This window comes from Belliella aquatica (assembly GCF_014637795.1).
In the GTDB taxonomy this organism is placed as follows: Bacteria; Bacteroidota; Bacteroidia; order Cytophagales; family Cyclobacteriaceae; genus Belliella; species Belliella aquatica.
The window spans coordinates 354,866-379,490 of the sequence record NZ_BMFD01000004.1; the positions used below are offsets into that span (position 1 = coordinate 354,866).

Below are 24,625 nucleotides of genomic sequence, written 5' to 3' on the forward strand. Positions count from 1 at the left end.
TCTTAATTTAAGTGATTCAAAGGGAAAACTGCTTGGTACAAAGTTTTATAAACCTGTTTTAAGACTGCTCCGCTTTCTATATCATCATTCAATTGTTTAATTTGCGTCGTCCAATAATAGCTTTCAAGAGGTATCCTATAAGAGAGTGGTTGCGCTTCCCGTTCGAGCCTGTTTGAAAAATCTTGTTCAACAGTACCCTCACTTAGACTTATTTTGTGGTCTGACTTAGGTTTTGAGTTTTCATTTCTACAGGGTAATTTCAGGTTCAGCTGTTGAACATCAACATGTTTTTTAAATGTATTTTCTAATTCTCTATTGATTTTAGAAGGAAAAGATTCCATCAAAGTTGAAAGTACTTGTGATTTTACAAGTCCAGAAAGGTTTGTAATTTGATTCCCAAGCATAGATAACAGTCTTTTTTCTTTACTTAAGGATACCTGAGGAAAATCTTTGGACAGTTTTTGGAGTACTTTATCATATTTTTCTTCTTTAAATATTGGCAAAATCCATTTCTTTTCCTGTTCCTTTAGAACCAATTCGAGTAATTCCAAAGCGATTACTTCCTGAGATTTATCCGCTTTATTTAACATGGTAATGATTCTATTTAAAATCTCTGGATCATGCTGGAAGGCAAGGGATAGGAGAATATTACTTTTAACCGATGTAGCTTCAAATAATAGAAGTTCACTAAGCTGAGAACTGCTTTTTTGAAGATCTTGATAACACATCAGAAGATAGGTGTATTTTTGAATTCTTTCTTCTAACAAATAGAAATAATCCTGATTAGACAGGATTTTTACTTTTTTAACTGATAAATTTTGAATCACAGCGCTATAGAGAAAATCTATTGATTTAATTTTCTTTTGGAAATTATAGAAGTTGAATTTTGGGTCTTTTGTTAAAATGATGGTGTGAATCAACAGCTCCACAAGTTTAAGAAAAGGACTTTCTCTTCTATCTAGTGAACTCGAGTTGGGGATTAAGGCTTCCCGTAATTTCATTAAGTTTTGGTGATCGGATTCCCACAGACTATAAATGAGCGCTTCAGTTTTTTGAAGCATTTGGTTATCCAATACCTGCTTATTTTTTTTGCTTTCAAAGAGTTCGTTTGAATTGATTTTTTGAAATGGCTTTCCCCAAAAAACACTTTCAAGATGAGTCAAGCTAGCAATGCTTAATTTGATTTCTTCAAGCCTATTAATTTTTGTAGGACCTAATTTTTTATTTTCAGAATCTAATGGATTGATTTTGTTCGCATTGTGCTCTTCTAATTCTTTAAGCTTATTTTTTTTTGAATCGATTTGATAGCTTCCTAATGAATCTAAAATATTAGACAATTCAATTTTATAATAGTAAATAAGTTTCTTTGAAATAAGATACCAAATAGCTAAAATCACTAAAATACTGAGAAGTAATATAAATATTTTTTTCTCAAAAGAAGTGATAGATGCAATCCCATAGATAAATAGGGCTGCAACAAATTGACCAAGGGTTTTGCCATACCCATCTGCGTAATTTTGTGTTGTGGTTCTTTTGGCGATGGGATAGGCTTGATACAAGACATTGATCGTTGGTGCATATATAGCTCTGTAAAGGGAGCGCTCAAAAACCTTACTCAAAGAGGCTACAATTAAGATCATACCGATATACCCAATAAATAAAGAAGAAATTCCAATGATAGCAATAAGCGCAAGTGCGAATATCATGGTAGAGAGGCTTATAAAGACGCCATATTCCCGCACAAGGAATTTTGATACAAAGGATTTAAGAATTAACTCAAGCAGTCTCATCCCTCCAAAAAGAAATGCGAAATATTTGGCTAGCTCGTCTGGGTCTGTCATTAAATTTGCCGAAACTTCCATCAAGCTGAAATCGATAAGCAATTGAATGATTACAGCCAGAAAAACTGCATAAAAGATAAATTGGAAATAGGGTTCTTTGATGACTTGCTTCTGTTTGTGATCATTAGATTCCTTGGGTAAGTTTTTTTTCTCCTGAGGTTTTTTTTCTATTTTATCTCCCAAGTAAAAGGTGATGGCAGCAAATAAAGATATCCCTATAAATGAAATAAGCAGAAGTTTATCTCTCGTGAAGGATTCTAAATTGAGTAATGCTGGAACAGACAAATAAGCAATGATGGCCGAAATTACCTCTCCTGTACTGATAATGCTGTTGTATTTTTTATTTTCGCTCAGATCAAATAAGTTGCTTGGAAGCTTCCAAAATACCAAAGAGGTGAAATTGATGGATATCCAAAACCATGCATAAGCGAAAAAGATCAAATAAGAATAGTATAGTCCCTCAGTATACATATACCAAAGGGCACACATGACAAGGGCAAAAAAAAGACAAAAAATGGAGGAAGATTTTGCAAAGCCCCAGCGCTTTTCTGTTTTATTGAAAATATAAGTAATACAGATCCCACCTATTCCTGAAATCACATAAGCCAAAGGCAGTTGTGAAGTTCCTATTTCGCTAATAAAGAGTGCGTTTACAAAAACAAAGAAATAGGATATGAAAACTCCCAAGGCAAGGGAGAGCAAAATCATCCATGAAAGTATTTTAAAACTTTTTGTTTTTTTCATTAGATTTTACAGCATGTAGCTTAGTCTTAGCAAATAAAATCTTGGTCTTTGAGGGATATAAGGAACATTTCTATCTCCATAACTCTTACCGGGGATATCATTCATCATATTAAAAGTTCCTGAAGCCTCTCTTGGACCTGGATGAAAATATTCTGGGTTATTCCCATCTAAAATATTCTTGTTCAGAATGTTCTCTACGCTCAAATCAAGCCGCAAGAAAGGTAATGTCTGAATTTTGAATCCAATATTTCCATTCAATAATAAATAGGCTGGAATGTTTCCGATCCCAGGTAAACCAAAATTTTGACTCTGTGTGGTGCCTTGTCCTAGAGGTCGCTCACTTACATAATTCGCTCTTATATTGATGACGTTGTTGAGTTTTCCCAGTTGGTTTTTTCTTGTTATGGATAAATTAATCCTATGACTGGCAATATCTCCTAATCTCAAAGGCTCTTCTAATTCGAATAGGGTAGAACTGATTTTTTCTGGTTTGAAAAAAGTATGGTTAACCTGAATATTCCAATTTTTTGATTCTGGTCTAAAATAAAAGCCTGACATTAACCCTAAGTTTCTGTAAGACCCAGCGTTATAGTTTCTCCTTACTCCTTTGATAACCCCTGAAGCTACAGCATCATCAATTAAATATCCAAAAGCATTTATTTCCCAACCTAGGCTTCCGTTCATGATGCGGCCTAAGTATTCTAAATTAACAAAATGAATAGATTCTGTTTCCAAATTTGGGTTAGGGACTCTCCCGCCACCTGTAGAATATTTTGTCCATTGAGAAACATTCTGTAATCCTCTGGAGTAATTTAATTTTAGGGTAGTGTTTTCACCATTGTATATGCCAGATATCCTAGGACTAAAAGCAAGGCCATAACCCCCAGAGCTTCTGATTTTATTGTAGTCTATTCTGTTTCCACCACTCAAGTAGAAGCGCTCCCCTAGATTTAAGGTGACCTGATTAAAAAAACCGATATCAAAAATGGAAAATAAATTACTTCCTTCAAGCTGATTTTCAACTATTCCTTTTTCCCGAGCCAATGAAATATTAGCCTGTTTGTCTTGATAAGCTTTTTGGTTTGCTGCATCTGTCTCAAAATCCATATAAATCAAATAATCGCCTTGAGTAAGGGTACTTCTTAAATCGATTCCACTAGCTATTTTGATCTTTGAGCCTTCATAGAAGAACCGCGCTTCATTTCTGAATTGTTGGGCTTCATAATAATAATATCGATTTCTCCAGCCATTTTTCATCATAGAAGTGCTGAATACATCTTGCACCTCTGTACCATAGGTGTTTGATTCCATGCTTGCACCTCGTATGCTTGGGAGCAAGGAGTTAGGGTCCAATAGATGCGCCAGATGTAAATTTGCTCTAGGGTCACCAAAGGCGATAAAGTTAACCCTATTTGATTCTTTCCCAAGCCGATGAACAGCAAAATTAGAAAGGTTAGAAATACTTATTTTTTCGTTAATTTCACGGTCATATTGGGCATAAATAGTGGTGTTTTCTGGTGACCACAAGGATCCATTTTGAGATCCGGCAACATCAATATCTTGATAAAAATTGAATCCTTCTGTTCTTTTCCAATGTCTAATTCCAAATAAGAAGTTTTCTACTGAAACTTTGGCACTTAAAAAATAATTTTCAGTCTGATTGGAATAACCGATCGGCACTCCATTTACTTTACCAGTATAGGCTGCTCTGTCGAGCTCTCTTGCATGATTGATTCCCTCTTGGGTCAAGGTAACTTGATTGATATTTCCTTGCGCATCCTGATTTACCTCGTAAAACGGATGACTTAAAGGTAAGTTAAAATTAGCTATGTACTCATTTAAGGAATAAGAGCCGATGCTTCCTGATAAATTCATATGTCTATATGACAGGTGATCAATGTCATTGGGTGAGTAATTGTAAAACTCTGTTCCCGACATATCATGTTCATCAGAACTGTAATATCTTCCTGTAATTTGAATTGCAGCTGCTTTTCCTTTTAACCCTAAAGTAAGGTCTGCTGATTTTGTATTTAAATTCCCCAGCTGCGTATTTCCATGTAGGTATACTTTTTGCTCTTTTCCATTTTTTCTACTGGGATCCTCTAGACTATCATCAGCTTGTTCTTTTGGGGAATAGGTGAGGATATTAATTGCCCCCACAAAAGCCCTAGGTCCATACATGGTTGATGAAGGACCATATAAAACTTCTACTGCTTTGATATTCGATAGGGGATACTGCCTTGAGATATATGCCCAATTGAGCCATAAATCATTTTCCTCAATTCCATCTATCATGAATAGTGTTCTCTCCGTATTTTCCTGTCGATAACCCATTTGATAGATGTTTGCATAGGTGACAGCAAAAATTTTACTGATATCAAATCCAGGAAGGTCATTGAGTAAATCGATTAGATCAATATAGCCTCTATCCATGATTTCTTCATGAGTGACCAACTTAACGGTTGCAGGAGCTGTATTGAGGTCTTCCGCTTTTTTTGATACAGAACTTACGGTCACACCGATATTCTCTCTTTTCAATTGATCAAATATCAAATTGAAAACAATATTTCTGTAGCTAGGGACAAATTTGCTATTTGTTTTTACAATTTGCTCAATCAATTGCGTGGCAACATCTAACTGATCTTCCACAATAGCAGTAAGTGCCAATAGTTCTCTGCCTTTGTTCAGTTCGTCTGACGTTTTAAAACCTCTATTGGCGACACAACTTTCTAAAATTTTTTTTACGCCACCAAAATCACCAATTTCGTATGCATCTTTGCTATTTTCTAGCGTATTGCTCGAACATAAATTGCTTTGTGCAGAGGCACCAAGGGCCGTCATTTGTAGGAGAATTGTTAGCCTGATAAATGTTTTTTTCATTTTTTCGGTGACCCAATAGGGTCTTTTTCTTACTGCTCTAATAATTGTTCAATTTGGAACGGCCAAATTTTTAAATTTCTGTCATTGCTTACGGTATAAGCAATTTTATCTTCTTCATCTATAGCACATCCAGTAATCCAGCTGCGATGTCCCTGAAGCTCGATTCTAGAGGAAATACTTGAGCTGATCGGGATTTGACTTTCAAAGATATAAAGCGTTATATTCCCATCGTATCCGGTACTTAGCATTAACTCTGTCTGATGGCTGTAGGGAATGATTTTTAGATGGCTTATCTTTGATCGGTGGATTGCAAAAGATTCTGTTTTATTTTTTTGGCTAGAGTTCATACTTACGATTTGACCATTTTCTAATCCAAGAATCCACCTGTCGTGGATTTGAGACCAAGCGAGACTTACAATATTGCTGGATGCTTCAAATAGGATTTCTTTTTTGTCGTCAAATGCCTTCTTTTGGAAAAGTACTTTGCCTTCTGCCCAAACGCTTGCCTTGCCAACCGAATCAGGAAGAATAAAATGGACTGCAGATTTTTCATTTGAGCGCTTTAAGCCTTCATGCTTTTGGTATATATGATCGTTGATCAAAGGAGCAGGGTTGGATGCAGACCAAAATGCGGTTGTTGGCTGTTTTCTATGTGCTAGGGGAAGAATTAAATTGGACTCTTTGAGGTGAGAAGTAAATATTTCTTTTTCAAGAGTCTGATAAACTATTTCTTCATCATTCAAAAATGCTAAGGTTTGGATATAGCCTGAGTTGATCACTTTGATGTGCTGAACAGTTGGTTTTGTTCGGTAGATGCTAATCTCGCCATTGATGGTATACACGGCTAGTGCTTTTTTATTGGGTGAAAGGGCCAGAAATTTAGCAGGATGGTCCAAGCTAAAATTTAGTTCAGCTGTATTGGAATTGAGCTTTGCATACAGGAGGGCGTGAAAAATGTCTGATTGAAGGGGAAACCCTTTATTATTTAAGTTTTTAAAATAAGCTTCCCGTACGAGTAACAGGCCTTCCTGGAAGGACTGATTTGCAAATAAACCTAATGCTTCAAGTGCAGCTACTCTGGCTTCTTGTTGATTTCTAAGCCGCTCACTTATTTCAAAATTAAGCTGGGCGGTTTCTTTCGCCTCGTTGGCTAAAACTTCATTTTTTTCTGCTATTCCCTTTGCCTGAGAAGCTTCAGATTCAGAGATTTTGGCAAGCTCTAAGGATGCCATTGCATTTTTTCTTTCTATTTCTGCCTGATTTTTGGCTTTTAAGGCAATTAGGCGCTCTGACTCTGCTTTTTTAGAGGCGGTGCTTTCATTTTTTCTAGCCTCTATTGCTAGCAATCGTTCAACTTCAGCAGTCTTCCTCGCTCCTTCAGCTTCTTCCTTAGCTTGAAGCGCTAGCTCTTGCTGAACAACAGCTGAATTCCGCTCGAGGTATGCGATGAGGGCAGTAAAAGAGGATAACAAAAAGGCAATGCTGACAGCAATACTGATTCTTACAGAATTTTTTAGTAATTGGGCTCTTTTCTTCTGCTGCATTTTTAAAGTTTCTTCCAAGCTATTTTGAGATAGTAGAATGAAACTTGAAATCATTTCTTTGTCATACCTATACTTTTTATCCCAGTTGTAAATGGAAGAGATTTCTTCTTTTAAAGTTAAAGCAGTTTCAATTTGATCTTTATTTAAAAGTGATCCTGATTCATTGAAGTAGGATAAGGCCAAGCTTACAAAGTATTTATATTGTTGATGTGCTGCTTTTTCCTGTTTGATCCAGTTTCTCAAATCTTTCCATTCTACCAAAAATTCAGAGAGTGTGAAAGTATAGCCTTGCTGATTTTGAATTAGAATCTGATAGGGGTGAGCTGTAGCGGTCTCTAAAATGTATTCAATTTGTTCTTTGGGTGCTTGGTTAAAATCAAATAGGCCTTGGAGGTCTAATTCTCTGGCGATTACTTTATTTTCTTCCACGTAGACTAGGCTTCGGAAAAAAGCTTCGATGATTTCTACAGAGATTTTGTTGGATAGGTGCTTCAGCAGTGCGCTTCCTTTTTGATCAAGAACAGATCGAAGGGCAAACTCAAGCCTTTGGAGTTCCATGTCGTCATTTTCCTGATGAAGGGTGTTCTCTTTGAAAAATTGAGCGGCATAGAAAACTTTTCCTAAACTCACTTGATTATGCTCTATTTGATCAATTAAATAGTTTCGGGCCCGAGTAGTTAGCTTGATTTGAGTATCATAGGTTAAATGTGTTTCAAAAATAGTGGGAGCCAATTCTTCAATATAAACAGCTATAAAAATAGTAGATGAAAAAACCGTTTCTTTAGCCTGAAAAGCAAGGATTTGATGAATGAAATGGGATGGAGTGATAAAAATAGTTGTTTCAAATTTTTCTTTTTGGGTGAATGTATCAAACAGATGTTGATCCATCAGGGCTTGTTCATTGGAGAATTCCTTGAAATTTACAGGGTTTAAGTCTGAATTAACAGAGGATTTATTTTCCGTTGTTTGCACATCTTTTCCTTGTGTTAAATGATCGATCCAATTGAAGTTTTTTAGTTTTGAAATTAAAAATTCATTCAAGAATGCATCATTTGTCTTTACTAAAAACACTGCCCTTCTTTTTTGAAGCTGCCATGAGATGTCAGAGATTAAATTGCTTAGTTTTTGATCTAAAAGTGTCATACTTTCTAATTCCCTACCTTTCTTTTAAATTTGCCGTAGATTATTTAAATCAGTTATTTGCTTGCTTATTTCGCAGGTTTATTGCTCATTTCTCTATTCAAGAAAATCTCTTTGTAAAGCATTTCAGTACCAGTCTGCCATATTTTTAGTTCACCATTTTCATCAACTGTTAGGATGGCATCTTCTTCTTGATTTTTCACAAGTGCAAAATCCCAAATCCATTTATCAAAGCCTTCAATGCGTAGAAGATGGTTGGTGATATAGTCTTTGCCTAGCCGTCTGAGACTGAGATCAAAAATATTTGCTTTTTGATCAAGGCTTGCAGTAAATAGCTTTTGAGATGATGGATCAAATGCCAAGCTTGTGATCCTAGTGAGGTGTGCAGAAACAACAAACTCTGTTTTAATACTGAAATTGCTACCAATTTGAAGGGCCTCACAGACATAAATGTCTCCATTTTCTAAGCCTAGGAAAAGCCTATCTCCATCGGCTACTAAGGCAGAAATTGATGTCTTTTTTAAATCAGAACCAATAGATTGCCATTGGAGTGTAGCTGTATCTAGAACAAGGAGTGTATTATCTTGACTGACTACCAAAATCTTTTGGTCATTGAGTTTGAAAATACGTTTTGCAAATATTTGATTGATCTGTGCGGTCTCACCTGCTGTGAAGGGGTTGAGGCGTAATACCTTTCCTGCTGTGAGCACAAATAAGCCTGCTTTGGTGGGAATCAACTGTTCAATTATTTGATTTGAAAGGTTTCCTATGGCAATTGGAGAGAGGGAAGCGGTATTGGTATCAAATCTGAAAAGTTTACCGTTGACTGTTCCAATAGCCACCTCTTTTGCATTGATAAATGCGAGTGCTCTAATCCTATCTTGACCAATTGAAATTTGTTTTAATTCCAAATCTCCCTTAGTGATGGCTTGTTTTGTATAAAGTAAAATCCCGTCATCTCCACCTGCTGCTAAGATTCCTGAAGAAGAAACATTTATTTTTCTCAATCCATTTTGAAGACTAGCGATATCATTCGCAATTCCATTTAAGGCCTTTACATTGATCAAATCTTTTCTAACATCTAATAGAATTTGATAAAGATCATTGTTTGGTAAGGCAGCTCCTTTAAAGGCTAAACTGGAAAATTTATAGCTTTGATAGGCTTCTTGAATTTCTTTCAACAAGTTATCTAGTTCTTCTTTTTGATAGTCTTTTTTCTGAAGTTGATTTCTCAGAGAGAGTATCTTATTGATCGACTCTTGGTAAGCTCTTGCACTTTCTGCTGCTTTGGTAGCGACTCCTTTAAGGGAGTCTGATACTTGCAATTCAGAAACAGTCAAGTTGAGTTCATCACTTTTCTGATCTAAGGCTTGGAACGCTTCTTGGATTTGTAACTTTTGGTTCTCTGCTTCTGCTCTTAAATAATTTGCCCTTAAATACTCTTCATCAGCACGGTTTTTTTCAAGAAGTGCCAATTGTTCATTGGTTTGAGCTTCTTTCATGGCTTTTTGTGCTTCATTGTAAAGCAGGTCTGCTCTTTCTTTTTCTAGACCTGCTCTTTCTTTTTCTCTTTCTGCCTTTTCTCGGGCGTTATGCGCTATTGCTTCTTGCTTTTTAGCATCAATGGCAAAAATTGCAATTACGACCAAGATAATCAGAGAACTTAATAGAATGTAAAATCCCGTTTTTCGGATTCTTTTGATTTTTTCCTTTTGCTCTACTTCTTTTTTTACTAATTCTTGTTGAAACTTGGATTTACTTTCAAGAAGGTAATGGATGGTTTTTTGATGGTTTTTATTGAATTGGTTTGCCCAAAGTTCATCAGGTTTATATTTCTCGTACCAAATTAAAGCATAATCCAAATCAGGTGGTTTTAAATAACCGGTTAACTCCTGATCAAACATTTCCGCTGTTTCACTTAAGCGCTTGTATAGTTCCTGAGATTCTTTTTCTTCTTTGATCCAATCGGCTAATCTGGGCCAAAAAGCAATAAACTGTTCGTTTTTGATATTGATCACTGATGCTCTTGAAATGGCGTTCTGATCACGAACTTCTATTCTTTCTTGAAAAGGATTAATGATTTCTAGGAGAAATTTAAACTCCTCCTGAAGCTGGTATAATAATGGACCTAAAGTGGTTAAATCAGCTCCTGTAACTTTTAAAAGCTGCTCGGTTTGAATGGGTTTACGCTGTCTAGACCCCTCCTGAACAACTGTGATTTGTTTGAAGATCTTTTCAATTAACTTTTTTTCAGATGCTGATTTTTGATTGAAAAAGGATTCTATTAATTCAGCATACAATTGTTCAATCGAAATGGCTTGTAGGATCTCTCTGTTGATTTGTTTTTGTGAACTTTCATTTAGGTTCAGAATCATTTTTGTAAAAAATAATTTGAGCAAGGTGAGGTTTTTGAGGTCATTGCCTAATTCAAGGTAGAGTGTATCTCTTGCCTCTTGATCTATTAAAACTTGATGGGGCTTGAGCATTGATTCAATCACTTCCATGAATTCTGCCTTTCTAAAAGGAGGAAGGCTATACTGAGCATTTGATAGCATCTCATGTAATTGTCTGTGCTCAAAAATAGAGGTCACAAAATCAGATCTTAGGAGGATTAAAAAATAAATAGGAACGCCGGTATTGGTTGCACACTTACAAATATTGGCGATGAAACTTTTAACAGTACGATCCCAATCTGCTTGGTTTTCCGCTACATTTTTAAATTGAAAAAGATCTTCAAAATTATCAATAATCAATAGAGAGTTGAAACCATTTGATGCACTCAAATACTTGGAAGAGGCAATTCTCAATCCTTCATGATTTGATTTCATTGTTTTGCTTAAAAGAACCTCTTCCTCAAGCTTCTGCTTGCCATTCAAAACAGCGAGTTGGTTGAAACCAGCAGCAAGGTTTTCAATTGGGGATATACCTGGACGGATGGAAATGGTATTCCACTTTCTCCCTCCAATACCTAAGAAACCGCTTTGCAACTCAGGAAGAAGTCCTCTTTCTACTAAGCTGGTTTTTCCTGCTCCGTTTTCGCCAAATAATCCAATTAATTGTGAAGTTTGAAAAAGGCTTAAGAGATCATAAATTTGTCTTTGTCTTCCAGGTAAAAATTCGATGTTTGATTTTCCTTGCTCAGATTGATGATGCTGTAATCCCATAAAATTCAAACTATTTATTTTGTTAGTTCCTCATGGATGAGATAGTAAAGCCTAGCTTTAAGCACGGAAGTGACTTTTTTTTACCTCTAATTCCAATCCGAAAGCTATGAAAAATGTAAAACTAATTTATTCAGATAATTTACATTATCTTCCTCTTTATCATATATTCAACTTTTTTGATCTATTTCTACCATTTAAAATGAATTTAGCTAAGGACTAATTGGATTGTAGGTGAATTGAATTTTGCTGTTTATGCTTCTGTAATTTTATAAAATGCTGGGCGAAGGACATCTTAATTTTGAAAGTCAATTCTGGCAATGACGATTTTTTATTCTGTGAAAAAAATAGGGGAAAAGGAAAGTAGTTTTAATTTTTTGGGTAATCTCTTAAAGTTGAGGTCATTAATTTTTAAAATATGAATGCTGGTAAAGCAATACATAAACAAACTGATGCATTTCATTGCTTTGTACCAAATCAGCTCAATTAGGAAAGTTGAACATGTAAGAATTCACTTATATTAGGGTTAAATTTTATACTTGATAGATGTTTGAACCCGCTAAAAAATCACAAGACCATCAAGATCATGCTAGATCATCTGATCTGGAGACGATGCAGCAACAAGAGTCTGTTGCTCAAATTTCGGATCTTAGGCCAGAAGCTGAAAGTCAACGTGCATTTGTGGATTTGGCCAATCAGAGTTCGTCAGTTGCAGCCCTTGATTTGCTTGGAAATTTGGCCAATTCTGATTTAGATAATGGTTTAGGTAAGGAACCGGCGCTTCCTACTGATAGCGTTTTAAGTCCACCTACTCAAGCTAAACCAAGTCAGGAAAACAAGACAGGATTGCCTGATCAGCTCAAAACTGGGATTGAGCAACTATCTGGCTTAGCCATGGATGATATAAGAGTTCATCGCAATTCTAAGGAGCCAGCTCAAATGGATGCTCATGCTTTTGCGCAAGGAAAAGATATCCATCTTGCTCCGGGACAAGAAAAGCACCTTTCGCATGAGGCTTGGCATATTGTCCAACAAAGTCAGGGTAGGGTAAAACCTACAATGCAATTAAAAAAACGGACTGGCGATTCGAAATTGGAAAGTAACAAAGGTCTACCGATTAATAATGATGCTGTTCTTGAACGAGAGGCTGACCTGATGGGAAATATGGCGTTGAATACAAAGATTAAAACGCCTTCTAAAGCTTTATCGGACTCGAATCTAAGCAGTGTGACAACTCAACTGCAAACAAAGGATGATAAATCAATAGGTTCTCATTCCGACGAGTCGATAGATAAGCTGGATTCAAAGAATATTGCTAAGGAAAGTGAAGTAAATCCTGCATATAAAGGGTATCAAGAGCAGCTACATGGTTTAAAATCTGAGGGGCTTGAAATGGGTGAAAAAGCTCAGATTGCATTTCAAGGTGAGCTTACTCGGATGGCAAGATTTAACCGATTTATTGGGAAAGAAAGCACCTATTCCATTCTTCTAAAAAAAGCTGAGGCATTCAATAAATCTAAGGATGTCCTAGAAAAACAAACCTTGCTTAAAGAATTAAAACCTTTGGCTAGAACATGGCTGGAAAGACACAAAGAACCTGCGGTTTCTGGTGCTAAAGAAGATGAAAATGAGGCATTAAAAAGAGCGTCAATCCAACGATTTTTAGATCAAACCAATAGTAATTTTCCCGAAATCATAGCGCAATATCAAAATCTTCAAAAGCGTCTGGAGACTTTTAAGGTTGATCCAATTAAAAATAGAGGACTGTTTTATGAAGCAGTCGACCATTATAAACAATTAAATGGTGCTGTAGAAACCTATAAGAGTACTTATCCACCTTCTGTTAATTTGTTGTTTATTTCTGAATTAGAAGTTATAGAGGCAGCTGATCAGGCTCTTATTAAAACTGCCTCACAAAAAGGGGCAGAGTTTAATTCAGGACTTGGCTTTAGCATCAGCAATACCGAAATTAATTTCGATTTGGTTTCAGGGAAATACATGCTTTCAGGTGATTTAGCCCTAGCTCTTGGAGGTGTAATTTCATCAAGTGGCAAAGCTGATATTGAATTTAATAAGGATGACACCTTCCATCAGGTTACGCTTAAGGGTGCTTCTTGTAAATTTGTGCTTGATGGGATCAATTTTGAGCTGACTAAACTAGATTATGATTACAGTAAAAAGGAATTTCTTGTCCAGGAAGCCACTTGTAGTTTAGACATTCTAGGAACCAAAGCAAGCCTAAAAGCTTTGGGTGTGTCCATAAAAAATGGCGAAGCAGATTTCCTTAGCTTAGAAGGTAAGCTGCTTGGAAATATAGACAGTACATTGGGCATAGCAGTGGTTGATCCTGATGTCAAATACGTCAAAGGTCAATCTATAGAGGTGAATGGAAAACTGAGTCTTCAAATTGAAAATGTAGTAAATGGCACAGGTAAAGTTGGAATTCTCTTAGATCAAAGTCAGCAGATTCAAGATATACGTATTGAAAATGCAAGTGGAATGGCTCAGGTGGGGGCATTTCAACTTGAGCTGAATGGATTGAGTTATGCGTATAGCGCACAGAAATTTTCAGTAGTAGAGGCTCGAGGAGAATTAACTATTTTTGATAGACCTATCGCTTTGACTGCCACTGGTGTGTCTTTAGAGGGGAAGAAGTTTGATTATGAAACGATCCAAGGAGCGCTTCCAAAAGTAGATTATGGATTCTTTAGTTTAGATGAAACTGAAATCTCTTACTCGAAGTCATCTCGTGCCTTTGAAGGGCACACGGCTTACCAGTTTAGAAGCAGTGCTCTGCCATTAGGGTTTAAAGATTTCAAAACGAGTGGGGAGGTAGATATACATTGGAATCCTGAGGGAGAGAAGTATTATGCGATTAATCAAGGGGAGTTGAAATTCAAATTATTTGAGCAGGAAGCGGAGGTTACGAGCTTTAATTATAATTCAGCAGCCAACCGACTTCAAGCGCATGAACTGAATTTGAATGTCCACATCAATGATTTTCAAAAAAGCTTTAAGGGAAAAAATATTGACTGGAATGAACAAGGATTTGCTTTTGAAGAATTAAAAACTGAAGCCTCAGGCCAAGAATTTAATGTGAAAGTATTTAGCCTTATACCAAAGTCCTACTCCATCACACAGGCTAAAGAAGAAGGGGGACTAAAAGTAAATGCCCAAGGTGCTATGCGTCTTAATCTGCCTGATTACCTGGGGGTAAAAGGCAGTGGCGAGATAGAAGGTGAAGTTGGAATAGGGCTAAATAAGGCTGCCCCTGATTACCGCATTACTGCAGGTAAGGCAAACGTAAGTATGCCTAATCCACTTCAAAAAATAAGTGAATTATTCGGGGAAAATTGGTCGGGATCTAGGTATGAGTTGAGTGCTTCAATACCTGTTTTTCCAGCTGTTTCAGCTGTATTTGGATTGTTTTTGGAGTTTGGGGCTCAATTTGATAATGAAATAGCAGCAATTATTGAGCTCGATAAGGAAAAAAATGCGATCCATCTAAAAGCAAGTACGGGGGTTAGTGGGAATATTGCAGGTGGAGTCTTTGGTGGAGTACAAGGTGGTCATCAACTTTTAATTGCTTTAGCACTGTTGCTGAGAGCTGCACTGAGCCTTGGAATTAGAGGAGATATTACTTACGAAAAGGACTTCCTATTAGGAGAGCCGCCTGTGGGTAGTAAAATCAAAGAGGATGCTGGTTTGACTTATGAAACTAAAGGTGATGCCAAAATGGAAGGTTCATTGGTTCTTGTAGCTTCAGCATTGCTTTTCTTTAGGAAAGAATTAAATTTTGTATTTGCAGAAAAATCACTCGGCTCGTTTGAGTTTTCTAATAAAAAAGTAGCTCATCCAGATGTGGGAGAAACAGCTTTAGTTGATCGGGAGAATTTGGTTGGAATGATGGAAGAGGAGCATAAGGATAAAGCCAAATCTTTAAGCCTAGAAGAATTATTGGATTTAGATTACAATCATCGGTTTAGCGCTGATGAGAAAAAAGATACCCTAGATGTGATCAAGACAGCAGAGGCTGGGAGGGAGTTGTCCGTTACGACAGAGGAAACCACTTTAGGTGCCCCTGCAAAATTCAATAATGCACCCTTAGCTAACCTCCAATTTTATAATACTTTTATGGATAAGAGATGCGGCTGGGATGGAATCAATGAGGTCCTTGCTAGCTTAGGAAACTCTCTTAAGTCAAAGGCGGAACTTAGCGCAACTCCTGACAAAGGGAAAGCATACCTTCAAGATACTGTGCTGACAAATATCAAAAAACTAGGAGAAAACACGAATATTGCACAAGCTTTTGTAACGCATTACAATGAAAAAGTAAGAATATTTTCTGATTCTTATGCTAAGGACATCATTGCAGAATACCAAGCTTTGTTATTGAAAAAGGCTGAGATGCTGCAAATTATCGAGAATATGAAAAAGAATCATCTGCACAGTAGCTTTTGGGGAGATGCTTCTAAACAGGCTGGTAATATCAGAACGAGTTCTTGGTTTGGAGCAAGCAATTATGAAAAATTCGCTTCTGATTATATTGAATTTAGAAGTGTTGTTTTAGACAGTAAAAGTCTCGTAGAAGAAATTAATAAAGTTGGAAAAGAAACTGCTTTTCGACTTATCCAAAATCACCAAAGACAAATAGAAAAAGGGCTTTAATAGAGAATTAAACTTAGTGCTAGTGTTTATTGGGATTTCTTTCGAGGAAGCATTCTGATTAAATTGGTCTTGCAAGGAGCTGTATCATTGAAGGTAGTTTTTCAAACAATTGGATGAAAAGCTGCTTTCAATTTTTATGTTTTTTTAATAATTTTTTCAATAGTCCATCAATTTATAAAGGAACTGTAGACATAATTTCTCCCACCTTAGGTTAAGCTACTGACTGAATGTCTAATCACTTTTCAACATTTATATCCAAACCAAAAATTGGATATGATGGAACCGATAAAAAAATTACAGAGCCAAGCGCTGCCTCTTAGGTGCTCACCTCAGATCGATCAGATTAAGCTGTTTTTTAGGGAAAGAGATGTTCCTTCGGAAGAAGCAGAATTGTTTTTTTTCTATTTCGAATCTATGGAATGGAGAACAGATTCAGATGTTCCGATCCTAGATTGGAAAGCGGCTGCACGACAATGGATATGGAATCTGGAGCATTGACTTTTAAGACTTCTCCAACGAATTCTAAATGTAGATCCAAACATATTGTAAGGGTCAAGAATAAAGATTTATAAAAATTAAGCTCAGAGGCCGAAAGGCTATGGACTGCGCGAAGCAGCAGTCAGCAAGAAGTAGGAATGTCTACGCCATTCCGTTTCCCTCCAAAAGTTCCGAAGTCACAGGAGGTTGATTTACTCGGAACTCGTAATCATTCAATGATAAAATCAAAAAACCATGAATAGCTATAACAACAAAAATCAAGGATATCCTAGAAGGGTAGAAAGTAGAATTTCAGAGGCTAAGTTTCAAGAGTTATTGGGTATATTATCTAGGTCACAGAATCTTACGATGAGCGGTTTAATCAGAGATATTTTATCTAAGAATAAACTTGTCGTGACAACTTATGACAGGGGGTTGGATATTTTTTTAGAACAGCTTTCTACCATATATCAGGAAATCAATTCAGTGGGAATTAACATCAATCAGTTGACAAAATTCTTTCATCAAACTGGAGATCTTTCTAAGAAATTGGCATTGGTAAAAAAGGTGGAAGCAAGATTGGAAGTGGTTTTAGAAAAGCAAGATCAATTGAAAAATTGCATTCAACCTCTTTTGGAAAAATGGTTGCAAAAATAACGACCGGCAAGGCAATCCGAGGACTATTACACTACAATGAAAACAAGATGCAACAACAGGTCGCCAAGTTGATTCATGCACAAGGATTTATGGGGAGAGTTGACGAAATGACGCTAGCACAAAAGCTTTATAGGTTTCAAAAATTAACTAACCTGAACAGGAGAACCAAAACGAATGCAGTTCATATATCCCTTAACTTCTCTCAAAAAGACAAGCTCGATGATGATAAATTGAAGTATATCGCGCAGACTTATATGGAAAGAATAGGTTTTGGAAAACAGCCCTTTTTGGTTTATCGACATGATGATGCCAACCATCCACATATCCATATAGTCACAACGAATATTGCCCAAACAGGTAAAAGAATTGAAACCCATAATCTCGGTAAAACGCTGTCTGAAACAGCAAGAAAAGCATTGGAGGTCGAACTTAATTTGGTTGTGGCAGAAGAGCAGAAAAGCTCTCAATTGATATATCAACCATTAGAGAAAGCTTCCTATGGGAAAGCAGAAACAAAGGCTTTGATTAGCAATATTGTCACCGAAGTAATGAGGACTTATCATTTTGAGTCTTTTGCTGGATTCAAAGCCGTATTGGCGCAATTCAATATAGATGCTTCACTAGTGATTAGAAAAGGTGATAGCATGCATAAAAACGGCTTAGTTTATAACATTCTAGACTCCAGAGGAAAAAAAGTAAGTCTGCCTATAAAATCCAGCAGTATTTACAATAAACCTACTTTCGACCGGATCAGTAAAAAGGCATTATTCAATAAGAAAAATAAATCTGATGCAAGTTTAAAATTAGTGAAAGCCAATTTGATGGAAAGAATTATGGTCGTAAAGACGACTAATAATTGTAAGCAAATTGGCTTAGTAGCCTTCCAAGAATTACTTAAGAAAAAGGGTGTTTTTCTTCATTTAATTTTTAATGAATCAGGAAGGCTATACGGTTGCACTTATGTTGATAATCTTCAAAGGAGTGTTTTTAAAGGCTCTGAGTTAGGGAAGGATTTTACTGCTCAGGCAATTAACAATGCATTTGAATTGGTGGGAGTAAATGAGGAGAATTTGAATGCTACATCTCTCAAAGAAAAGTCAAATAGTTCTAAAGCTTTCGATCAGAAATCCACAGGAGTAAGTAATAATAACGAGAATTTCATGATTGAAAATTCTGTGTCTGTTTTTGAATCAGCATTTGAAATACTTGGTCCAGATTATCATACTAAAAATGAATTTGATGCTGGCAACCTAAAAAAGAAACGTAAAAAGAAAAAGAGATAGTATTATGGCAACTGGAGAAAATGCGGAAGCATTAAGGAAAATACTTGATTTGACTAGAAGAGTTTCAGTTGCTCTTCTGATATTTCATTTTTACTGGGAATGCACATATTTGGTTAAGTTTTGGGGCTTAGATTTTAAGATCCTATACCAGTTTATGCTTGAACTTTCGAAAACTGGATTATTTGAGAAATTCTGGTTTGCTAAAGGGCTAAGCTTATTGTTGTTATTGGTCTCACTTCTTGGGGCAAAAGGGAAGAAATCAATGAAGATTAAAGCTGGATTCGTGATTTTCTTGGTTTTGCTTGGGCTATGTTTATTTGCACTATCTCATCTTATGTTTGTCAATCAACCAGATAAATTCATAAAAGAACTGGGCTATCTTGGAGTGACTTCTTTTGGATATATGATGATCTTAAGTGGAGGGGCTCTTTTCACAAGGGTAATATGGGGGAATAGGAATACAGATATATTCAATAAACTCAACGAGACTTTTCCTCAAGAAGAAAGGAAATTAGAGAACGAATTTGCGATCAACTTACCCGCAGTTTATAAGCTTGGAAAAAAAGTCCGCAAAAGTTGGATAAACTTTATTAATCCATTTAGAGCTATTTTGGTCGTAGGTACACCAGGATCAGGAAAAAGTTATTTTGTGATTAGACATATTATTACTCAACATATCGCTAAGGGTTTCGCCATGTTTATCTATGATTTTAAATATGACGATTTATCTAAAATCGCATACAATGCGCTTTTAAAAAACAAAAAATCATATTCAGTTGTACCCAAGTTTTTTACAATAAACTTTGATTATTTAGAACAAAGTCATCGGTGTAATCCTTTGGAGCCCAGTACCATGTTGGATATTACTGATGCTTCTGAATCCTCGAGAACAATCATGATGGGTTTGAATAGAGAATGGATAAAAAAGCAAGGAGACTTTTTTGTTGAATCACCAATCAATTTCTTAACAGCAGTGATTTGGTTTTTGAAGAAATACAAGGCTGGAAAATATTGCACTTTGCCTCATGTGATTGAGTTGATGCAGGTAGAATATGATAAACTCTTTTCTGTTTTACGAACAGAGCCTGAAATTGAGGTTTTGATCAACCCTTTTGTTTCGGCTTACCTTCAAGGTGCCGCAGAACAACTTGAAGGACAAATTGCCAGTGCGAAAATTACCATGGCAAGAATTTCATCTCCTCAGCTTTATTATGTGCTTTCAGAATCTGAATTCACTTTGGATATCAATAATCCAGTTGATCCAAAAATAGTGTGTATGGGGAACAATCCACAAAAACAGCAGGTTTATGGCGCTGTTTTGTCACTCTTTATTTCAAGAATTACCAAACTGGTGAACAGAAAAAATCAATTGAAATCAAGTTTGATATTTGATGAATTTCCCACTATCTATTTTAATGGCATAGATAGTCTGATTGCCACTGCTAGAGGAAACAAAGTTGCTACAACCTTAGGAGTTCAAGACTATAGTCAATTGAAAAAGGATTACGGAAGAGAGCAGGCTGAAGTGATTATGAATACGGTTGGCAATATCATATCAGGTCAAGTTTTGGGCGATACGGCAAAGCAGCTTTCTGATCGCTTCGGTAAAATCATGCAGCCTCGACAAAGTCTATCGATTAATAGTAATGATACATCAGTGAGCCATTCATTTCAGATGGATTTGGCAGTTCCTCCATCTACTATTTCCACCCTTACTTCAGGAGAGTTTGTTGGAATTGTGGCGGATAATCCAGATCAAGAAATTACTCTGAAACGATTTCATGCCAAAATCATCAATGATCACCAAGGTTTAAAAGAGGAAGAGAAGCAATTTAAACCTATTCCAAAAATCAGAACGCTTCAGGAATCTGATGTAATTCATAATTACCAAAGAATAAAGGCTGAAATCCTGTCATTGGTTGAAATAGAACTTGAAAGAATGATGGATAGTCCTGGATTGGCTGGATTGATTATTCAGAGAAGAGAATAAGACAGATCAGACTAGATTGAACTTCTTTCTTCAATTGGATTTAAACACAGATGAATTTTTTTAAGGAAGAAAGAATATATGCTACTCTCAACTGGTCTGAATATTCAAGATGGCTGCCTATCCATTCATCTATATACATTTGTTGCAGTAGTCCTGAAATTTCACCTTTCAGATATTCAAATAATGGCGAAGTTGTATTTGCTAACTCATCCCAAATGACAGACCTGTTATTGAGAAAAAAGACTATATCTTCAAAATCTGTACTTGTCCTTCCATCATCAATATTCTTTATAGCTTACAAGTTCAACTAAAATATCTACATCATCCGTAGGGCGAACTTCCTCAGAATTCCTATCAGTATAAAGTGAGACTGTAGCGCCACCAACAAAGACTACATTTTCACTTAACTCTTGAAGAGCTTGTGCCACAGCTTTAATTCGAAGAATGTTTAGATGACTATTCATAAAATATGTTTTTTAAGTTCCTCAATAGCCAACTTTACCTCTCTTACTTTTCCAATACGAATGATATCGAGACTTGCTAATAATTTATAAAATAACTCATCATACTCGATAGCTTTTACCACTCCTTTATGCAAAGGTTGAATTGATTGGCCTCTAACAGACCCGTCAGGAGTTGGCCAGACAATTAGTAATTGACTTACAATTTGATTTTTGTAAAATGAGTGCGAATGGGCAGTAGGGATTCCATTCACAATAGCACCAGGGAGTTGAGGAAAAACGTATTTAAAACCATGTTGTATGAACTCCATAAGAGCATTTCTTTTAATTTTTTTTCCTTCAATATCAATTAAACCAGCAAGTTTACTTCTGTTTAAAGATTCTGAAATCTCAGATATACTAATGAAAATAGAAGATGACAAATCTCTGTATTGCCAAGGCTTTTCTTTTAAAGCTACAATTTTCATTAGGATAACGATATCCTGTGGTCGCATTCCGTTGTGTTCTCGCATTTGACAAAGTTAAATATCCTGTTCTTTGTTTGCAAATCGCAAACAAAGAACAGCTTTTTGAATTATTTTAGTAGGGTTAAAAATGATATAATTCATAATTTCCAATGAATAAAGGCTGAAATCCTGTCACTGGTTGAAATAGAACTTGAAAGAATGACGGATAGTCCTGGTTTGAGGGGTTTGATTATTCAGAAAAGAGAAAAGGACAGAATTTTGGTAAAAAGCTTTTCATAAAATTAGTCTAATAGATTTTGTTAAATTCTCCAAACAAATTATTATTAATAAAGCGATATCATTCATTTTTTTGAAATCAGACATTGATAATGTTTTTGTTTGATAGTGACATTCATCACCTGATTGGTTTTATATCTATCGTAATTTCACGATATAAAAAATCCTCAATGGAAGGAATAGTAAACAATGTGGAGGTTTCTATCATGGAGAAAAGGCTAGCAAAGTATGCCAAAGCTTTGGGCCACCCAGTACGGATTCAGATTTTGAATATCCTAAATCAGCAATCCTGCTGTTTTAATGGATATTTGACCGAGATTATTCCATTTGCAAAATCTACTATTTCCCAGCACCTGAAATCCTTAAAAGAGGCGGGACTAATCCAAGGAGAAATTATGCCTCCAAAAATCAGGTATTGTCTTAATAAAGACTCTTGGGAAGAAGCCCAACAGTTATTTAAAAACTTATTTAATTCTCAAAAACTATGAAAATTATCAAAATACTAGGTACAGGCTGTGCGAAGTGCAAACAGACCGAGGCTATCATCAAAGAAGTGATTGCCAAAGAAAGTATTGAAGCAAACGTCATCAAAGTAGAAGATATCCAGCAAATCATGGCGTACAATATCCTTTCCACTCCTGCAGTAGTGGTGGATGAAGTTGTCAAGATCAAAGGTAAAGTGCCATCTGCACAGGAAATCATAGCCGCTTTGGCTTAAAGCAAATAGCATATGTTTGATTGGCTTCAGAGTTTTGCGGACTGGTTGATCTTTCAGGTCATAGGAATAGAAGCAGAAAGTCACTTAGGAATGGCCCTAAACTTCTTTGTATATGACGTTTTGAAAATCCTGATCCTACTCTTTGTCATAACGGTGCTGATGGGGATCGTAAATGCCTATTTTCCGGTGGAGCGATTGAGGGATTTCCTGAACAAGCGTAAACTCTATGGTTTGGAATATTTCTTCGCTTCATTTTTTGGAGCCGTCACGCCATTCTGTTCCTGCTCTTCAGTTCCCTTATTTATTGGTTTTGTGCAGGGAGGGATTCCACTAGGCGTGACTTTCGCTTTCTTGATTACTTCTCCTTTGGTCAATGAAATTGCCTTGGCTATTTTCTTAGGGATGTTTGGAATAAAATTCACTTTGATCTATGCCATTTTAGGTATTATTCTAGGAATGCTAGGCGGGATGGTTTTAGGAAAATTAAAGCTTGAACGCTACCTCAGTGATTGGGTGCAACAGTTGATCTTAAACAAAAACAAGGTGCAGGAAGACTTCGAGTCCGAGCAAACACCTTTTTTGAAACGCTTACCTTACATCACCCAAGAAGCGTGGGGCATTGTCAAAAGCATTGTGCTTTATGTAATCATCGGTATCGCCATTGGCGCATTTATGCATGGTTACGTTCCCGAGAACTTCTTTGAGCAATATCTCGGAGATGGCCAATGGTGGACAGTACCACTTGCCGTAATTCTGGCCGTACCTCTTTATGCAAACGCCGCAGGTATTATTCCTGTCATTCAAGTGATGGTTGTCAAGGGCATTCCCGTTGGAACTGCCATTGCCTTTATGATGGCAACTATCGGCCTTTCTATTCCTGAGGGAACCCTACTAAAAAAAGTAATGAGTTTGAAACTGATCACCATCTTCTTTGGAACGGTCACATTCTTCATTATTCTTTCAGGATTCATCTTCAATTTTATATTCAAAAATAGTAACCTCTTATTATGAGAAATTTAAGTCTTATTCTTTCAGTTGCTTTAATTTCCTTTGCTGCCTTGGGTCAAGAAAATAAAGTTAAATCAGCTGGTGCCATGAGTGAAATGGGTAAAACTGGTTTTGCTCCTACCATTTCAATGGATACCCTACAGCAATATCCCCGGATTTTCGGAATGGGTCCCTTAGGTAAAATGCAAGGAGAAATCACTTTTGCCGACGGGGTTCCTTATTCTGGATATGCAGATTTGGAAGGGCAACCTTACATTCAAAAAAATTGGGTTATTGAATCACCTTTTTTTGTATATGGTGAAGTGGAGGAATGGATGCAAATTCCTCTTGAGGGTAAGTTGGAAAATATGTCTCAGCTAGAAAAGTTGATCGAAAAAATGGCTCCAAAAAACGGAATAGACATAAGTCAGCCTTTCTTCTTCAAACTGGAAGGAAATTTTGAAGAAATGGTGACCCATATTGTGACCCCAAGATCTCCTGATATAGAAGGCTTCAAACAAGGAAGAAATCAAGAAAACTTCAATCATGAAAACGAATCCGGAGAATTGATTGGAGTTTATTCTCAAATCGGAAAAGGAATATATACTGCTCAAAGCAGCCATATTCATGTGCATTTTATAAACGGTCAACAGTCTTTTACAGGACATTTGGATAAAATCCAGACTGGACTTGAAGCTGTAACATTATATCTACCAAAAACTAAAACCATGCTCAATTTCAAAACCAATGATACAGATTTCTCCAAAGGTCGCTTGGGCTTTCTACAAGAGATAGATCTTGGTGATTTGGTAAAATTCCACGGACATCTTTGTGATGGATTGGTATTGGGAGCTATGGGTCTAAATGAAGTTTTGGGAGCCCTTTTTCCTGATGGCGTAATCGACAGAACAGACTTGAGGATTGTTTCCAAATCCTCTCCCTGTCTTACTGATGTGGCAATTTACCTAACAGGGGCAAGGTATCAGTTTGGAACTTTCTATGTGGATGATGCCATCGATGGGATATATGTGGTTCAGAAAATTTCAAATGGAAGCACCTATCAAGTTAACCTCAATAAAGGTGTTAAGCCAATAGTAATAGTTGAAATGGGTGAAATGGCAGTCAATCAAAAATTGACGGGCTGTGAATTGGATAAGTTAAAAAGTATAGAAGATGATTTTACCGATTTTCTTTTGAAAGCTGATGCCAAGGTAATATTCCAAATCACCACGTTGGAAGACTTTAAGTGGAATCCTGTACTCAAAGGAGATTTCACCAAAACAGATATCCTGAATAAAAATGCAGACAGCTGCACACTTTAATATTTCTAT

General features: G+C 36.3%; 15 protein-coding genes. 9 read left to right on the forward strand and 6 right to left on the reverse strand.

What is annotated here, in order from left to right; all coding sequences use genetic code 11:
* Positions 1-2: 2 nt before the first annotated feature.
* From IEV57_RS08190 to IEV57_RS08205, 4 genes are all read right to left on the reverse strand, one after another.
* Positions 3-2,585, reverse strand: a complete 2,583-nt coding sequence (locus IEV57_RS08190; RefSeq protein WP_188441528.1) for an MFS transporter — start codon at positions 2,583-2,585, stop codon at positions 3-5.
* Between the two features lie 6 nt (positions 2,586-2,591).
* Complete coding sequence (locus tag IEV57_RS08195) at positions 2,592-5,465, reverse strand: TonB-dependent receptor plug domain-containing protein (RefSeq protein WP_188441531.1); 2,874 nt, start codon at positions 5,463-5,465, stop codon at positions 2,592-2,594.
* A 29-nt stretch (positions 5,466-5,494) separates the two neighbouring features.
* On the reverse strand, positions 5,495-8,152 hold the full coding sequence (locus IEV57_RS08200; RefSeq protein WP_188441533.1) for a hypothetical protein: 2,658 nt from the start codon (positions 8,150-8,152) through the stop codon (positions 5,495-5,497).
* 65 nt (positions 8,153-8,217) lie between these two features.
* Positions 8,218-11,313, reverse strand: coding sequence for a WD40 repeat domain-containing protein (locus tag IEV57_RS08205; RefSeq protein ID WP_188441536.1), 3,096 nt, complete (start codon positions 11,311-11,313; stop codon positions 8,218-8,220).
* Positions 11,314-11,856: 543 nt separating this feature from the next.
* Between IEV57_RS08205 and IEV57_RS08210 the strand changes: the two genes are divergently transcribed.
* The 5 genes from IEV57_RS08210 to mobC all read left to right on the forward strand — a co-directional run bounded on the left by IEV57_RS08210 (position 11,857) and on the right by mobC (position 20,385).
* A complete protein-coding gene (locus tag IEV57_RS08210) occupies positions 11,857-15,978 on the forward strand; it encodes an eCIS core domain-containing protein (RefSeq protein ID WP_229744270.1) in 4,122 nt (1,373 codons plus the stop codon).
* A gap of 273 nt (positions 15,979-16,251) precedes the next feature.
* Positions 16,252-16,476, forward strand: coding sequence for a hypothetical protein (locus IEV57_RS08215; RefSeq protein ID WP_188441538.1), 225 nt, complete (start codon positions 16,252-16,254; stop codon positions 16,474-16,476).
* A 234-nt stretch (positions 16,477-16,710) separates the two neighbouring features.
* Positions 16,711-17,112 carry a plasmid mobilization protein gene (locus IEV57_RS08220; protein WP_188441540.1) on the forward strand — a complete coding sequence of 134 codons (402 nt, stop codon included), beginning with the start codon at positions 16,711-16,713 and terminating at the stop codon, positions 17,110-17,112.
* Positions 17,097-18,395 carry a relaxase/mobilization nuclease domain-containing protein gene (locus tag IEV57_RS08225; protein ID WP_194383020.1) on the forward strand — a complete coding sequence of 433 codons (1,299 nt, stop codon included), beginning with the start codon at positions 17,097-17,099 and terminating at the stop codon, positions 18,393-18,395. The genes IEV57_RS08220 and IEV57_RS08225 overlap by 16 nt, the downstream gene beginning before the upstream one ends.
* A gap of 4 nt (positions 18,396-18,399) precedes the next feature.
* Positions 18,400-20,385 (forward strand): conjugal transfer protein MobC, encoded by a 1,986-nt coding sequence (gene mobC, locus IEV57_RS08230; protein ID WP_188441548.1) that lies wholly within the window; start codon positions 18,400-18,402, stop codon positions 20,383-20,385.
* A 278-nt stretch (positions 20,386-20,663) separates the two neighbouring features.
* Here mobC and IEV57_RS08235 read toward each other — a convergent pair whose 3' ends face one another.
* Both IEV57_RS08235 and IEV57_RS08240 read right to left on the reverse strand, forming a co-directional pair.
* Entirely contained in the window at positions 20,664-20,849 is a 186-nt protein-coding gene (locus IEV57_RS08235; protein ID WP_188441550.1) for a hypothetical protein, read from the reverse strand.
* A complete protein-coding gene (locus tag IEV57_RS08240; RefSeq protein WP_229744271.1) occupies positions 20,846-21,313 on the reverse strand; it encodes a hypothetical protein in 468 nt (155 codons plus the stop codon). The genes IEV57_RS08235 and IEV57_RS08240 overlap by 4 nt, the downstream gene beginning before the upstream one ends.
* A 446-nt stretch (positions 21,314-21,759) precedes the next feature.
* On the opposite strand from IEV57_RS08240, the gene IEV57_RS08245 reads away from it, so the two are divergent.
* The 4 genes from IEV57_RS08245 to IEV57_RS08260 are packed head-to-tail and all read left to right on the forward strand — an operon-like array spanning position 21,760 to position 24,616.
* Positions 21,760-22,077 (forward strand): ArsR/SmtB family transcription factor, encoded by a 318-nt coding sequence (locus IEV57_RS08245; protein WP_188441552.1) that lies wholly within the window; start codon positions 21,760-21,762, stop codon positions 22,075-22,077.
* Positions 22,074-22,307: a thioredoxin family protein gene (locus tag IEV57_RS08250; RefSeq protein ID WP_188441554.1), complete on the forward strand. Its 234-nt coding sequence runs from the start codon at positions 22,074-22,076 to the stop codon at positions 22,305-22,307. Before IEV57_RS08245 ends, IEV57_RS08250 begins: the two co-directional genes overlap by 4 nt.
* Before the next feature lie 12 nt (positions 22,308-22,319).
* Positions 22,320-23,318, forward strand: a complete 999-nt coding sequence (locus IEV57_RS08255) for a permease (protein WP_188441556.1) — start codon at positions 22,320-22,322, stop codon at positions 23,316-23,318.
* A complete protein-coding gene (locus tag IEV57_RS08260) occupies positions 23,315-24,616 on the forward strand; it encodes an acetolactate decarboxylase (RefSeq protein ID WP_188441558.1) in 1,302 nt (433 codons plus the stop codon). The genes IEV57_RS08255 and IEV57_RS08260 overlap by 4 nt, the downstream gene beginning before the upstream one ends.
* Positions 24,617-24,625: the final 9 nt, after the last annotated feature.

Excerpts from the sequence above, each read along its gene's own strand:
- IEV57_RS08240 (WP_229744271.1), bottom strand. The coding sequence starts at position 21,313 with ATGAAAATTGTAGCTTTAAAAGAAAAGCCTTGGCAATACAGAGATTTG.
- mobC (WP_188441548.1), top strand. The coding sequence starts at position 18,400 with ATGGCAACTGGAGAAAATGCGGAAGCATTAAGGAAAATACTTGATTTG.
- IEV57_RS08260 (WP_188441558.1), top strand. The coding sequence starts at position 23,315 with ATGAGAAATTTAAGTCTTATTCTTTCAGTTGCTTTAATTTCCTTTGCT.
- IEV57_RS08225 (WP_194383020.1), top strand. The coding sequence starts at position 17,097 with ATGGTTGCAAAAATAACGACCGGCAAGGCAATCCGAGGACTATTACAC.
- IEV57_RS08235 (WP_188441550.1), bottom strand. The coding sequence starts at position 20,849 with ATGAATAGTCATCTAAACATTCTTCGAATTAAAGCTGTGGCACAAGCT.
- IEV57_RS08210 (WP_229744270.1), top strand. The coding sequence starts at position 11,857 with ATGTTTGAACCCGCTAAAAAATCACAAGACCATCAAGATCATGCTAGA.
- IEV57_RS08215 (WP_188441538.1), top strand. The coding sequence starts at position 16,252 with ATGATGGAACCGATAAAAAAATTACAGAGCCAAGCGCTGCCTCTTAGG.
- IEV57_RS08200 (WP_188441533.1), bottom strand. The coding sequence starts at position 8,152 with ATGACACTTTTAGATCAAAAACTAAGCAATTTAATCTCTGACATCTCA.
- IEV57_RS08250 (WP_188441554.1), top strand. The coding sequence starts at position 22,074 with ATGAAAATTATCAAAATACTAGGTACAGGCTGTGCGAAGTGCAAACAG.
- IEV57_RS08190 (WP_188441528.1), bottom strand. The coding sequence starts at position 2,585 with ATGAAAAAAACAAAAAGTTTTAAAATACTTTCATGGATGATTTTGCTC.
- IEV57_RS08205 (WP_188441536.1), bottom strand. The coding sequence starts at position 11,313 with ATGGGATTACAGCATCATCAATCTGAGCAAGGAAAATCAAACATCGAA.
- IEV57_RS08245 (WP_188441552.1), top strand. The coding sequence starts at position 21,760 with ATGGAAGGAATAGTAAACAATGTGGAGGTTTCTATCATGGAGAAAAGG.
- IEV57_RS08220 (WP_188441540.1), top strand. The coding sequence starts at position 16,711 with ATGAATAGCTATAACAACAAAAATCAAGGATATCCTAGAAGGGTAGAA.
- IEV57_RS08195 (WP_188441531.1), bottom strand. The coding sequence starts at position 5,465 with ATGAAAAAAACATTTATCAGGCTAACAATTCTCCTACAAATGACGGCC.
- IEV57_RS08255 (WP_188441556.1), top strand. The coding sequence starts at position 22,320 with ATGTTTGATTGGCTTCAGAGTTTTGCGGACTGGTTGATCTTTCAGGTC.